This is a genomic window from Nocardioides sp., assembly GCF_034670285.1.
Taxonomy (GTDB): Bacteria; Actinomycetota; Actinomycetes; order Propionibacteriales; family Nocardioidaceae; genus Nocardioides.
In genome coordinates this window covers 1-12963 of record NZ_JAXMNS010000047.1, presented here as the reverse complement: position 1 = coordinate 12963, position 12963 = coordinate 1, and the positions used below count along the sequence as shown (strand labels likewise).

Here is a 12963-nt window from a genome sequence, read left to right as displayed (position 1 = left end):
GATCTCGTTGGCGATCGGGGTCCAGTGGTTCGGCTTGCTCGCGAGGACCTCGTTGAGGACCTCGAACACCACGCGCTGCTCGGTGCTCTTCGCGGTCGCCGGGTCAGGCGCAGTGCCGGTCTTCTCTGCCTGGACGCCGAGGTGGACGAGCATGGTCGCGTCGCCACCGTCGTCGAGGATCATGTTGGGCAAGTCGTTGCCCCAGTCGAGGATCTGCTGGGTGCACCACCAGTACTCCTCCAGCGACTCGCCCTTCCAGGCGAAGACCGGCGTGCCGGTGGGGTTGTCGACGGTGCCCTCGGGGCCGACGACGACCGCTGCGGCGGCGTGGTCCTGGGTCGAGAAGATGTTGCAGGAGGCCCAGCGGCACTCGGCACCGAGCGCGGTCAGCGTCTCGATGAGCACAGCAGTCTGGATCGTCATGTGGATCGAGCCGACGATCTTCGCGCCGGCGAGGGGCTGCGAGGCACCGAAGCGCTCGCGCATCGCCATCAGGCCCGGCATCTCGTGCTCGGCGAGCTTGATCTCGTTGCGGCCATAGTCGGCCAGGGAGAGGTCAGCGACCTTGTAGTCCATCGGGTGTGTCTCCTTAAGGAGGCGTTTCGTGGCGTTCGCGCCGCGCATCTGCGCGTCTTGGGATCTCCCACGCGACCTCACCCAGGGTAGGACAGCCGCCCGGGGATGGGGGAATCCCCGAAGGGGTGCCTCGAGGGGTCGTCGGCCGACCCGCTCAGTGGGTGACGTGCGCCTTGCGGAAGGGCAGCACGTGCATGATCGCGACCACCACGGCACCGACCAGGAGCCCCACGAGCGCCGAGGCCGCGGTGTTGGTCAGCCAGCCGAGCACGCCACCGAGGGCGCCGGTCGCGTCGTGCGCCGCCTCCTCGAGGTGGTGCACGAGGTCGTACGGCGCGTGCCAGCCGAGGTCGTCCAGCCCGACGAGCAGGATGTGCCCGCCGACCCAGGTCATCGCGACGATGCCGACCACCGAGATCACTGCGAGCAGCCGCGGCATCGACCGCACCATGCTGTGCCCGACCCGTTGCGCCAGGGCCGAGGTGCGCTGCGTGAGGCTGAGGCCGGCGTCGTCCATCTTCACGATCAGCGCCACCACGCCGTAGACGAGCGCGGTGATCCCCACCGCGACCACCGCGAGGATGATCGCCCGGGACAGGAACGCCTCGTCGGTGACCTCGTCGAGGGCGATCACCATGATCTCGGCCGAGAGGATGAAGTCGGTGCGCACAGCACCGGAGATCATCGTCTTCTCCTGCTCGGGCCCGATCTCGGTCGCCAGCTGCTGCGGCTCCTCGTGGTGGCCGGAGAAGCGCTCCCAGATCTTCTCCGCGCCCTCGTAGGCCAGGTAGGTGCCACCGCACATCAGGATCGGCGTCAGCAGCCAGGGCAGGAACTGGCTGAGCAGCAGGGCGGCCGGGAGGATGAACAGCAGCTTGTTGCGCAGGGAGCCGATGGCGATCTGCTTGATGATCGGCAGCTCACGCTCGGCCGCGACGCCCTGGACGTACTGCGGGGTCACGGCGGTGTCGTCGACGACGACACCGGCAGCCTTCATGCTCGCCCTGCCGGCCGCGGCCCCGACGTCGTCGACCGACGCCGCAGCAAGCTTGGCCAGCACGGCGATGTCGTCCAGCAGCCCGAACAGTCCTGCACTCATGAGGGACAGGTTAGCCCGAAGGGCTGGTCGGATCAGTCGTCGACCAGGCCCAGACGGAGGTACTCGGCGGCATAGGTGCCGGTGAGCAGCAGCGAGGCGTAGCGCGCCACGTCGGTCGAGGCGTCGGTGACCACGGTCTCGACCCGCACCCCGCGCTCCGCGGCCGTGGCCAGGAGCTTCTCGCGCTGGTCGCGCACGACCTGGTCGTCGTCGTCCTCGCCCTCCTGCGAGAGCACGACCAGCACCGGGCGCAGGTCTCCTGCACCCTCGGCGAAGGGGTCGTCGAAGACGCTGTGGGCCTGGGCTCCCTCGATGACGGGAAGCAGGTGCTCGGCGTCGCCGGCCAGGGCCGTGCGACCACTGGTGCGGCGGATCGACTCCGCGACCCGGCGCGCAGCGCGTGCGGCCAGCACCGACCCGCCCCAGACCAGGGGCGTGGCGTCGGCCAGCGAGATCGCCAGCATCTTGGCAGGATTGACCGCCAGGTCGCGGTGCGGCGAGCACGACTCCGCCACCCGGTCGAGGGCCTCCGCGACCCGGTCGGGGTCGGCCTCGGGGCCGAGACCCACCTGGTGGAGATAGGTCAGCATGACCACGGCCGTGGCGAGCTGGTCGTCGGTCACCGTCGGCAGCACCGAGGCGTAGCGACCCGCGGCGTGCTCGGCGACCATGGAGGCCGGCGGGCAGGCCACGACCACCTGGCAGCCGCGCCGGTTGGCCTCGGCGACCGCGGAGGCGGTGCCGGAGTCGTTGCCGACCGGCGCGAGCACGACAACCAGGTCCATGCTTCCGGCCCAGCCGGGCAGGGCCGGCCCGGGCCAGGCGACGAACGGCACCGGGCAGGACGGCTCGAGCACCGCGCGGAGCAGGCGCGAGTCGGGTCCTGCCGCGATCACGGCGCGCGGCCGGGCGTCCTTGCTGTGGGCGACCTCGCGGGCGATCACCTCGGAGGCGCCGCCGGCCTCCCGGCGCACGCGGGCGCCGGACTCGGCAAGCGTGCGCAGGCGCAGGTCGGCTGCGCCGAGTGCGGAGGCGTCGTCGAGGCGTGACTCGTCGAACCAGGCCATGTCGGCTCCTCGGGAAGGGGGGTGGGGTCAGGCCGGACGGCGGGCTTCGTCGACCAGGAGGACCGGGATGTCGTCCTTGACCGGGTAGGCCAGGCCGCAGCCCTGGCAGACCAGCTCGGCGCCGGTGAGTGCCAGCGCGCCGTGGCAGTCGGGGCACACGATGATCTCGAGCAGCGCCGGGCTGATGGTGGGGGTCTTCACGTGGTCGGTCATGCGGGCTCTCCCGATCGGATCAGTGCAAGGGCTTCGTCGCGAGCAGCGGCCATCATGGCCTCGTCCTTGCCCTCGACGTTGAGACGCAGCAGCGGCTCGGTGTTGGACGCGCGGACGTTGAACTGCCAGTCGGCGTGGCTGACGGTCAGCCCGTCGAGCCGGTCGAGCGTCACCCCGTCGCGCGAGCCGAAGGTCTCCTCGATCGCTGCGATCGCGGCGTCCTGGTCGGCGACGGTCGAGTTGATCTCGCCCGACATCGGGTAGCGCTCGTACTTCGCGAGCAGCTGCGAGAGCGTCTGGTCGCTCGCGGCAAGGGCGGCCATCGCGTGCAGGGCGGCGAGCATGCCGGAGTCGGCGCGCCAGAAGTCACGGAAGTAGAAGTGACCGCTGTGCTCGCCCCCGAAGATGGCGTTGGTCTCGGCCATCGTCGCCTTGATGAAGGAGTGGCCGACGCGGGTGCGCACGGGCGTGCCGCCCAGCTCCTCGACGATCTCGGGGACCGCGCGGCTGGTGATGAGGTTGTAGATGATCGACGCGCCCGGATCCTTGGCCAGCTCGCGCTCGGCGATCAGGGCGGTCAGGGTGGACGGCGACACGGCCCGGCCGGTCTCGTCGACCAGGAAGCAGCGGTCGGCGTCCCCGTCGAAGGCCAGCCCGATGTCGGCCTGCTCCTCGAGCACCTTGGCCTGGAGGTCGACCAGGTTGGCCGCCTCGATCGGGTTGGCCTCGTGGTTGGGGAACGAGCCGTCGAGCTCGAAGTAGAGCGGGACCAGGTCGACCTGGTCGCCGAGCCGGTCGAAGACCGCCGGGGCGGTGTAGCCGGCCATGCCGTTGCCGGCGTCGGCCACGACCTTGAGCGTGCGGCCCGAGACCGGCGCGAGCGAGAGCAGGTGGGCGGCGTACGCCTCGAGCACGTTGTGCTCGGAGATCGAGCCGGTGCGCGTGGGCGTGGCGAAGTCACCGGAGACCACCAGGTCACGGATGTCGGACAGGCCGGTCTCGAGCCCGATCGGCACGGCCGATGCGCGGCACATCTTGATGCCGTTGTACTGCGCAGGGTTGTGGCTGGCGGTGAACATCGCTCCGGCCATCTCGAGATGACCCGAGGCGAAGTAGAGCTGGTCGGTGGAGGCCAGGCCGATCATCGTGACGTCGGCGCCGGCCCACGTGGCGCCGTCCGCGAAGGCGCCGGCCATGCCCGGAGAGCTGGGGCGCATGTCGTAGCCGACGACCACCTCGGTGGCACCGGTGACCTGGACGTAGGCCTTCCCGGTCGCCCTCGCGAGCTCCTCGTCGAGCTGGTCGGGCACGGTGCCGCGTACGTCGTAGGCCTTGAAGATCGCATGGACGTTGGCGGAGTCGAGAGTTGCCATGGCTCGACCTTAGTGGACTGCTCCGGCTGCATCGCCGTGTCGTCGATGTCGGGCGTCCGAATCGCGACAGGAGGCGACTACTCGGGGCTGAGCACGCGCAAGTGACCGCGACGAGCGGTCTCGTGACCGGTCTCGCGCTGCGGCGCGGTGCGCTCGATCGGAGCCGGTCGAGCGGCTTCGCGCACGGCGTCGGCGAGGGCCAGCAGGTCGTCTCCCGAAGGACCCTTGTCGCCGAGGTCGGTGGCGAGGCGGAGCACCTCCCACCCTCGAGGCGCCGACAGCCGCTCCCCGTGCGTGGCGCACAGGTCGTAGGCGTGCGGCTCGGCGTACGTCGCCAGCGGTCCGAGGACGGCGGTCGAGTCGGCGTAGACAAAGGTGAGCGTCTGGACCGCAGGACGGCCACAAGGGGTGCGCGAACAGCGCCGGGCGAGACTCACGCCGCCGAACCTACCGCGCGTGCGTCGATCGGTTCACTAGGCTCGCGGACGTGGCTCCCCCTCTCGACTTCTCGCTCGACCCCCCGGGCCCGCCCCGCGAACGCCGACTGCGCGACCGCCACGGTCGCGGCCCGCGTGGACCCGCTGTGCTGGCGGGGCCGCACGGCCATCCGCGCCGGACGACCTCGCGCGATCGCTTCGACAGTCTCGTGCTCGACGTGATCACTGATATCGAGAGCCGCTGGGAGCGCCACCTCGGTCTGGTCGAGTACGCCGTCGAGGACACTCCGCAGCTGCCTGACGACTGGGACTCGGGCACCGTGCCGCTCTCCTCGCTCGTGCGTGGCTTCGGCGGCCAGCCGACCCGGCTCGTCGTCTTCCGCCGTCCGATCGAGCACCGCAGCGAGTCGCGCAGCGACCTCGAGGCGATGGTGCTGACCGTCGTCGTCGAGCAGGTCGCCGAGCTGCTCGGCATCGACCCCGAGGCCGTCGACCCGCGCGTGGGTGGCCATGAGTAGCACCCCCCGCAGCTGGGCCGTGCCGCAGCCGCCCTTCGCTCGGGTGGGCGAGATGAGCCTCACCCCGGTGGACGACGCCCTCCTGACGCCGGTCAAGCGAGGAAAGCTGCGCTCGCTCGTCACTCCCGACCGCTGGCTCCGCGGCGCCGTCCACGACGCCGAGGGCGCCCTCGTGGTGGCCTCGCAGAAGACCGGTGGCCTCGGTGGCAACCAGCTCGTCGCGGCCGACCCGGAGCGGGTGCCGCCCCGGCCGCGGGCGCCGCGTCTGGACGGCACCTGGCTCTACGGCGGACACTGGATCGGCCACTTCGGTCACTTCTTCACCGAGACCGTCACGACGCTGTGGCCAGGAGCGCAGCACGGGGTCGACGTCTCCCGGCTCGACGGCATCGTGTTCCACAGCTACTCGAACCGCTTCCGCGGGATCGACCCCTGGCAGCGCGAGCTCATGGACCTCACGGCGTACGCGGGCGTGCGGATCGAGGTGATCGACACCGACCCGGCCAACGCCGAGCACCTGCTCGTGCCGTCCCGCTCGGTCGTCGTCAACGGGTGGGCCGAGCCCGAGGCCGTCGACGTGTGGCGCTCGATGGCGGGTGCTGCCGGAGCCGTGACGGGGCTCGACGCGGACGGACCCCGGATCTTCCTGACGCGCACCGAATTCAACGCCGAGCAGCGGCGCAAGGACAAGTACGTCCGCACCTCGCCCGAGCGCGACCTCGCGCTCGACCGAGCGTTCGCCGACGCCGGCTTCGAGGTGGTCGCCCCCGAGGGCCTCTCGATCCACGACCAGGTCCGGCTGGCCGCCGGCGCCTCGGTGCTCGCGGGCTCCGCCGGCACCGCCCTGCACCTGTCGGCGTTCGCCCCCGAGGGCGTGCGCGTGCTCGAGCTCGGCGACGACCGCTCCCCCGGCGTCCAGGTGCCCCAGCAGCTCGTTCTCGACTCGGCACGCGAGCATCCCTCAGCGTTCGTGCCCTACGGCGTGACTCCGGACGAGCTGCCCGAGGTCTTCGAGGCGCTGGGCCTCTGACAGCTCGCCCGGTGCGAGCAGGGCGGCCACCGCAGCGGTGGTTGAGGTGCGAACGAAGTGAGCCTCGAAACCCCTCACGCCACCTCCGGAGGCTGAGCAGGGCGAGGTACGAGCCCGTCGACGAAGCCCCAGAACCGACCCACCATCTCATCCACAGATCATTCGAACACACTATCTAATGTCGGTGATCGCAGGTAGAATCAGGGTGTGCCCAAGACCACCACCCCGACCGCGATCGCCGCGGTCCGCGACGCCCGAGCGGCCGCCGCTGCGGCCGAGGTCGTCGCGCTGCAGATGGTCGTCGAGTGGGCCGTGGAGTACCGCGTGGACAACTCCCTCGTCGATGACCTGACCTTCGGGATCGACGGCGTCATCCTCGGCGGCGTCGGGTGCCCACTGATCGATGAGTTCGCCGCCTACGACCTCGCCGCCGTGCTCGGGATGAGCAGCGACAGCGGCTGCACCTACATCGCCAAGACCCTCGAGCTCCGCTATCGACTGCGCCGTATCTGGGAACAGGTCGTCGCTCTCAAGGTCCCGGTGTGGAAAGCCTTCGTCGTCTGCGAACGCACCCTCAACCTCAGCTACGACGCCGCCCGATACGCCGACCAGATGTTGGCCCCGACCCTTCACTCCTGCTCGTTCGCGCAGATCGAGCGCACCGTCGCCCAGGCCATCGACCTCTACGACCCAGAAGAGGCCGAGAAGCGTCGCAAGAAGGCCGCCGACGACCGCGACTTCCAAGTCCACCTCAACCAACGCAACCACCCCACCGACGGCACCGTCGACGTCACCGGCACCCTTTCGGTCGAGGACGCCCTCGACCTGGAGGCCGCCGTCAAGCAAGGCGCCCAAACCCTCGGCGACCTCGGCTGCGAGGAGTCCCTCGGCGCGCGCCGCTCGATGGCGGTTGGTGAAATGGCCCGCACCCAGATGTCTCTTGACCTCGACACCAGCGGAGCCGGCAGCGCCGGTGGGCGAGGGGTCGTGATCTACGCGCACATCGACGCCGACAGCCCGCACGTGTCGATCGACAACATCGGCGGCGGGGACGTCCTCATCGAGCAGCTCAAGGACTGGTGCCAAACCGCCGGCACCACCGTCACCATCAATCCCGTCATCGACCTCAACCAAGAGATCTCGACCTCGGCCTACGTGCCGACCGCCAAGCTCGTCGAACAAGTACGCCTGCGCGACCAGAACTGCGTCTTCCCCAACTGCACCCGCAGAGCCGAGCACTGCGACCTCGACCACCGAGTCCCCTTCAACAAGAACAACCCCGAGGCCGGTGGGAAAACCACCACCTCGAACCTCTCACTCCTGTGCCGGAAGCACCACCGCGCCAAGACCTTCTCCACCTGGCAATACGACTCGCCCCAACCTGGGGTCTACGACTGGACCAGCCCCTCCGGCGCCAGGTTCAGGGTCACCCGGGGCCGCCGCCATGGGCGGATGCCCATCACCACCCCGCTCGACGACCCACCCGAGCCCTGAACACCGCGCCCCACACCCCGCCGGCCACGGCGGGGCCACACGTGTGCGCGGGGCGCGTAGGGCTGCTGACCAACGCCACCACGCCTGACGCACGACCTGCGCGCGCTCGGTCTTCGCAGGCTTTCGACGCCATCAGCTCTCGGGGTCGCGAAACCGGACCCTGGCGCCCACCTGGGCGCGTGCGCGCACCTCGGAGTCGAGCCCGAGGGCTGCGTGTTCGTCGACGACACGTCGGTCATCGAGTAGCCGGCCGAAGCGACGGAGTCGCCGGGCCGGCCTATCGAGATGTCTCCGCCACGCTCGCGGGCGTCTCGTTACGCCGGTCGCTCGCTGCGCTCGCACCCCGGCTACTCGACGACCACAGGGTCGGCGTCCGGAGCTAGAGCAGGACGAGGTCGTCGCGGTGCACGACCTCACGCTCGTAGCCCGCGCCCAGCTCGGCCTTGAGGTCGTGGGTGGAGCGACCGAGCAGCCGGGGCAGCTCGTCGGCGTCGAAGTTGACCAGGCCACGGGCGACCAGGTGGCCGTCGGGGCCCGTCAGCTCGACGGGGTCGCCGGCCACGAACCGTCCGCTCACACCGGTGATCCCGGCCGCCAGCAGTGAGGCGCCACGCTCGACGAGGGCCGTGACGGCACCGGCGTCCAGCTCGAGAGCACCCTTGGTCTCGGTGGCGTGGGCGAGCCAGAGCATGCGGGTCGAGCGGCGCAGCCCGGTCGGGCGGAAGAGCGTGCCGACCGGCTCGCCGGCGAGGGCCTGCTTGGCCTGGGCCGCTGAGGTGAGCACGACGGGGATGCCGGCGCCGGTGGCGATCTGGGCGGCCAGCACCTTGGTCTGCATCCCGCCCGTGCCGAGACCAGCAGCGCCGGTCTTGCCGATCCGCAGACCGTCGAGGTCGTCGGCCGAGACCACCTCCGGCACCAGGGAGGTGCCCGGGTCGGTGGGGCGGCCGTCGTACAGGCCGTCGACGTCGGAGAGCAGGACGAGCAGGTCGGCCTTGACGAGGTGGGCCACGAGGGCGGCGAGCCGGTCGTTGTCACCGAACCGGATCTCACCGGTGGCGACCGTGTCGTTCTCGTTGACGATCGGCAGCACCCCGAGCTCGAGGAGCTTGTCGAAGGTCTGCGCGGCGTTGCGGTAGTGCGCGCGGCGGGTCACGTCGTCGACGGTGAGCAGCACCTGCCCCACCACCAGGCCGTGGCGGCCCAGCTCTTCGGTGTAGCGGTGCACGAGCAGCCCCTGCCCCACCGACGCAGCGGCCTGCTGCGCGGGGAGGCCGGAGGGACGGCGGGTCAGTCCGAGCGGCGCGAGCCCGGCCGCGATCGCGCCCGAGGAGACCAGCACGACCTCGGCCCCCGCCGCCCGCACCGACGCGAGGACGTCGGTGAGGGCGCGCAGGCGCTCGGGGTCGAGTCCGCCGGTGGCGGTCGTCAGCGAGGACGAACCGACCTTGACGACGACACGTCGTGCTGAGGTGACCTCAGCTCTTGTCACGACCGGCCCCGGGGTCGCTCTCGGCCCAGTCGGGGTCGTCCTGCGAGCCGATCTCGTAAGACTTCGGACCATAGGTCTCCGGCTTGTCGAGACGGCGCGCCACATCGGCGCGCGTCTCGTTCTCGGCGCGGTCGTCCATGGCGCCCTCGATCGCACGACGACGGCCGTGCGCCGGGCGGTTCTCCTTGAGGCGATCGTCCTCGCCACGGCGAGCGAGGTTCTCCGCGCCGGCGTCCAGGCCCGGCTTGAAGTCGAAGACCACGGCGTTGTCGGGGTCACCGATGAGCACCGACTCGCCCTCGACCGCGCCGAGCTCAAGCAGCCGCGACTCGACGCCGAGCCGGTTGAGCCGGTCGGCGAGGAAGCCGACGGCCTCGTCGTTGCTGAAGTCGGTCTGGCGCACCCAGCGCTCGGGCTTGGTGCCGCGCACGCGCCAGCCGTCCTCGGTCTCGGTGACGGTGAAGTCGGCGTTGCCGTCGGCGCTCGGCGGACGCAGCACGATGCGCTGGGCCACCTCGGTCGCACGCTCCTCGCGGGCGGCGGAGACGATCTCGGCCATCGCGAAGATCAGCTCACGCGTGCCCTCGCCACTGGCGGCCGACACCGGGAAGACCCGCAGGCCGCGGGCCCGGAGGTCCTCGATGACCATGTCGGAGATGTCGCGACCGTCAGGCACGTCGATCTTGTTGAGGGCGACCAGACGAGGCCGGTCCTCGAGCCCGCCGTAGCGGGTGAGCTCGTTCTCGATGATGTCGAGGTCGTCCATCGGGTTGCGACCGGGCTCGAACGTCGCGGTGTCGAGCACGTGCACCAGCGCGGCGCACCGCTCGACGTGGCGCAAGAAGTCGTGGCCCAGGCCGCGGCCGTCGCTCGCGCCCTCGATCAGGCCAGGGACGTCGGCCACCGTGAAGGTGACCTCGCCGCCGGTGACGACACCGAGGTTGGGCACCAGGGTCGTGAACGGGTAGTCGGCGATCTTGGGACGTGCCCGCGAGATCGAGGCGATCAGGCTGGACTTGCCGGCGCTGGGGAAGCCGACGAGACCGATGTCGGCCACGACCTTGAGCTCGAGCACGATCTCGAGCTCGTCACCGGGCTCGCCGAGGAGCGCGAACCCGGGCGCCTTGCGCTTGGACGACGCCAGCGCGGCGTTGCCGAGTCCGCCGCGGCCACCCTCGGCGATGACCAGCTCGGTGCCGGGGCCCACGAGGTCGGCGATCACCTCGCCGCTCTTGTAGGACACCAGGGTGCCGTCGGGCACCGGAAGCACCAGGTCGGCACCGTGGGCGCCGTTCTTGTGCGACCCGGCTCCGTGACCACCGTGCTCGGCCTTGCGGTGCGGGCTGTGGTGGTAGTCGACCAGGGTGGTGACGTCGGTCTCCACGCGCAGGATGATCGACCCACCCGGGCCGCCGTTGCCGCCGTCAGGTCCGCCGAGCGGCTTGAACTTCTCGCGGTGGACCGAGGCCACCCCGTGCCCCCCGCGACCGGCGCTGACGCTCAGCGTGACCCGGTCGACGAATGATGGGACTGCCATGGGTGCTCCTCAATAGGTACGAAAATGCCGACAGGGCGTCCCGAGATCGGGACGCCCTGTCGGAAGGTCTAGCGGGATCGAGCGTCAGTCACTCACCGGGAACGATGTTGACGACCTTGCGGCCGCGCTTGCGACCGAACTCGACGTCGCCGGCGATCAGCGCGAAGAGGGTGTCGTCGCCACCACGGCCCACGCCCGAACCGGGGTGGAAGTGGGTGCCGCGCTGGCGGACGATGATCTCGCCGGCGTTGACGGTCTGGCCGCCGAAGCGCTTGACGCCGAGGCGCTGGGAGTTAGAGTCGCGGCCGTTCTTGGTGGACGCGGCGCCCTTCTTGTGTGCCATCTCAGATGTCCTCGTGTGTCGTGGTGTTGGGTGAGCCGGAAGCTCAGACGGTGATGTCGGTGACCTTGACCTGGGTGTACTTCTGGCGGTGACCCTGGCGCTTCTTGTAGCCGGTCTTGTTCTTGTACTTCTGGATGATGATCTTCGGGCCCTTGGTCGCGCCGAGGACCTCGACGGTCACGGCGGCCTTCTCGAGGCCGGTGGCGGTGACGGTCTCGCCGTCGACGGTCATCACGACCGGAAGGGTCAGAGTCTCACCGACCGGCGTCTCGATCGTGTCGATCTCGATGACGTCGCCGACAGCGACCTTCTGCTGCTTGGCGCCTGCGCGCACGATCGCGTACACCGCGGTCTCCTTCGTCGTTTCAAAACACATCTGGGTCTGCGGCACCTCGACCACACCGCGCACGAGTCATCGAACCATTGAGCTCTCGATGACCGACTGCGTGAGGCGGATGAATGCCAGGCAGAAGGCGGCACGCCGGGCGCACCAAGGAAGAATGCTACGGACTCAGACCCCGGACGGCAAAACGAGCCGTCCGGAGCCCGGATCTTCTAGCGCTTGCGGGTGCCCTTGCGCTTGACCGGCACGTGCGCGGTCTCGCCCTCGGCACCATCGTCTGACTCGTCGTCGGTCCCGTTGCCGGGCTCGAGGTCGGCCATCGACGGCTCGACGGACCCCGACTCCGCCGGCGAGCCGATGCCCGCCGTCGCCGTCGCCTGGTCCATCGTCGGCACGTCGGCACCCTCCGCGGGTGCCGCGCTGCGGCTCTTCGCCCCACCCCTCGTGCGGGTGACCACACGCGGCAGCTCGGGCGTCGAGTCAGACGCTGCAGCCGGCGCCTCGCCAGCTGAGGCCGGTGCGGCGGCGGCCGGGGCCTCCACCGTCTCCGGAGGAGCGGTCGCCACCGTGCGACTCACGCCACGGCGGGTGCGGGTCACGACCTTGGGGGCCCCCGTCTCGGTCGCCGTCTCGGTCGCCGTCTGGGCCGGGGTCTCCCCCGCAGCCTCCACGGGCTCCACAGACGCCTCAGGAGCCTCTGCGACCTCGGCCGGGGCCTCGGGGACCTCAGGGGCGTCGGGGGCGTCGGACGCGGTCGAGACGGGCGTCGTGCGGCTGGCTCCGCGACGCGTGCGCGTCACCACCTTCGGCGGCGCGGGCTCGGCCTTCCCATCTGGCATTGCGGGCACCTCGGGCTCGACCGGAGCCTCGGCTGCCTCGACCGGCTTGACCGGCTCGGTCTGCTGCGCAGACGTGTCGGACGTGGTCGAGACCGGCGCCGTACGGCTCGCTCCACGACGTGTGCGCGTCACCACCTTGGGCGCAGTGGGCTCAGCCTTCTCGGCGGTCGGCTGGGCCTCGACCGAGGCCTCACCGGGGGCCTCTGCGGCAGCGTCGGCCGACTCGGCTGCCGACTCCTCGCGGGCCTTCTCGGCCTTCGCCATCGCGGCGAACTCGGCCGGGGAGGGCTTGGACGCCGACTGACCGGACTGGCCGGACTGGCCGGACTCGTCGTTCTGCGACTGCGAGCCCTCGTCGTCGTTCGAGCGACCTCGGCCGCCGCGACGACGTCCGCCGCCGCCCGAGCCGGAGCCCGAGCCGCCGCCGCTGCCACCGCCGCGGCGCGAGTCGTCGTCGCCACCCTGACGGGGCTCGACAGGCATGTCGTGGACCACGACGCCGCGACCCTGGCAGTGCTGGCAGTTCTCGCTGAACGACTCCAGCAGGCCCGTGCCGATGCGCTTGCGCGTCATCTGGATCAGGCCGAGCGAGGTGACCTCGG

Annotated in this window: 13 protein-coding genes and 1 pseudogene; 3 read left to right on the top strand and 11 right to left on the bottom strand. The window is 70.7% G+C overall.

Annotation, left to right across the window (positions count from 1 at the left end; all coding sequences use genetic code 11):
- The 6 genes from VOI19_RS03955 to VOI19_RS03930 all read right to left on the bottom strand — a co-directional run.
- A partial coding sequence (locus VOI19_RS03955; RefSeq protein WP_323791652.1) for an adenosylhomocysteinase occupies positions 1-576 on the bottom strand: 576 nt, incomplete at its 3' end.
- A 154-nt stretch (positions 577-730) separates the two neighbouring features.
- Positions 731-1675 carry a DUF808 domain-containing protein gene (locus tag VOI19_RS03950; RefSeq protein WP_323791651.1) on the bottom strand — a complete coding sequence of 315 codons (945 nt, stop codon included), beginning with the start codon at positions 1673-1675 and terminating at the stop codon, positions 731-733.
- 32 nt (positions 1676-1707) lie between these two features.
- Positions 1708-2742: an SIS domain-containing protein gene (locus VOI19_RS03945; protein ID WP_323791650.1), complete on the bottom strand. Its 1035-nt coding sequence runs from the start codon at positions 2740-2742 to the stop codon at positions 1708-1710.
- A 27-nt stretch (positions 2743-2769) separates the two neighbouring features.
- The gene (locus VOI19_RS03940) at positions 2770-2955 is read right to left on the bottom strand and encodes a Trm112 family protein (protein ID WP_323791649.1); all 186 of its coding nucleotides are present in this window, start codon (positions 2953-2955) and stop codon (positions 2770-2772) included.
- On the bottom strand, positions 2952-4328 hold the full coding sequence (locus VOI19_RS03935) for a phosphomannomutase/phosphoglucomutase (RefSeq protein WP_323791648.1): 1377 nt from the start codon (positions 4326-4328) through the stop codon (positions 2952-2954). Before VOI19_RS03935 ends, VOI19_RS03940 begins: the two co-directional genes overlap by 4 nt.
- 77 nt (positions 4329-4405) lie before the next feature.
- Complete coding sequence (locus VOI19_RS03930; RefSeq protein WP_323791647.1) at positions 4406-4765, bottom strand: DUF3499 domain-containing protein; 360 nt, start codon at positions 4763-4765, stop codon at positions 4406-4408.
- A 50-nt stretch (positions 4766-4815) separates the two neighbouring features.
- Between VOI19_RS03930 and VOI19_RS03925 the strand changes: the two genes are divergently transcribed.
- The 3 genes from VOI19_RS03925 (at position 4816) to VOI19_RS03915 (ending at position 7807) form a co-directional block, all read left to right on the top strand.
- Positions 4816-5283, top strand: coding sequence for a metallopeptidase family protein (locus VOI19_RS03925; protein WP_323791646.1), 468 nt, complete (start codon positions 4816-4818; stop codon positions 5281-5283).
- Positions 5276-6313, top strand: a complete 1038-nt coding sequence (locus VOI19_RS03920; RefSeq protein WP_323791645.1) for a glycosyltransferase family 61 protein — start codon at positions 5276-5278, stop codon at positions 6311-6313. The genes VOI19_RS03925 and VOI19_RS03920 overlap by 8 nt, the downstream gene beginning before the upstream one ends.
- Positions 6314-6520: 207 nt before the next feature.
- A complete protein-coding gene (locus VOI19_RS03915; protein ID WP_323791644.1) occupies positions 6521-7807 on the top strand; it encodes an HNH endonuclease signature motif containing protein in 1287 nt (428 codons plus the stop codon).
- A gap of 379 nt (positions 7808-8186) precedes the next feature.
- On the opposite strand, the gene proB is transcribed toward VOI19_RS03915, so the two are convergent.
- From proB to VOI19_RS03890, 5 genes and pseudogenes are all read right to left on the bottom strand, one after another.
- Complete coding sequence (proB, locus tag VOI19_RS03910; RefSeq protein ID WP_323791643.1) at positions 8187-9299, bottom strand: glutamate 5-kinase; 1113 nt, start codon at positions 9297-9299, stop codon at positions 8187-8189.
- A complete protein-coding gene (gene obgE / locus VOI19_RS03905) occupies positions 9286-10836 on the bottom strand; it encodes a GTPase ObgE (protein ID WP_323791642.1) in 1551 nt (516 codons plus the stop codon). The genes proB and obgE overlap by 14 nt, the downstream gene beginning before the upstream one ends.
- An 88-nt stretch (positions 10837-10924) precedes the next feature.
- Positions 10925-11179 (bottom strand): 50S ribosomal protein L27, encoded by a 255-nt coding sequence (gene rpmA, locus VOI19_RS03900; protein ID WP_323791641.1) that lies wholly within the window; start codon positions 11177-11179, stop codon positions 10925-10927.
- 43 nt (positions 11180-11222) lie between these two features.
- Complete coding sequence (gene rplU / locus VOI19_RS03895; RefSeq protein ID WP_323791653.1) at positions 11223-11525, bottom strand: 50S ribosomal protein L21; 303 nt, start codon at positions 11523-11525, stop codon at positions 11223-11225.
- Positions 11526-11734: 209 nt separating this feature from the next.
- Positions 11735-12963, bottom strand: a pseudogene (locus tag VOI19_RS03890) (hypothetical protein); the annotation flags it as partial.

Excerpts from the sequence above, each read along its gene's own strand:
- VOI19_RS03950 (WP_323791651.1), bottom strand. The coding sequence starts at position 1,675 with ATGAGTGCAGGACTGTTCGGGCTGCTGGACGACATCGCCGTGCTGGCC.
- VOI19_RS03945 (WP_323791650.1), bottom strand. The coding sequence starts at position 2,742 with ATGGCCTGGTTCGACGAGTCACGCCTCGACGACGCCTCCGCACTCGGC.
- VOI19_RS03940 (WP_323791649.1), bottom strand. The coding sequence starts at position 2,955 with ATGACCGACCACGTGAAGACCCCCACCATCAGCCCGGCGCTGCTCGAG.
- VOI19_RS03935 (WP_323791648.1), bottom strand. The coding sequence starts at position 4,328 with ATGGCAACTCTCGACTCCGCCAACGTCCATGCGATCTTCAAGGCCTAC.
- VOI19_RS03920 (WP_323791645.1), top strand. The coding sequence starts at position 5,276 with ATGAGTAGCACCCCCCGCAGCTGGGCCGTGCCGCAGCCGCCCTTCGCT.
- obgE (WP_323791642.1), bottom strand. The coding sequence starts at position 10,836 with ATGGCAGTCCCATCATTCGTCGACCGGGTCACGCTGAGCGTCAGCGCC.
- rpmA (WP_323791641.1), bottom strand. The coding sequence starts at position 11,179 with ATGGCACACAAGAAGGGCGCCGCGTCCACCAAGAACGGCCGCGACTCT.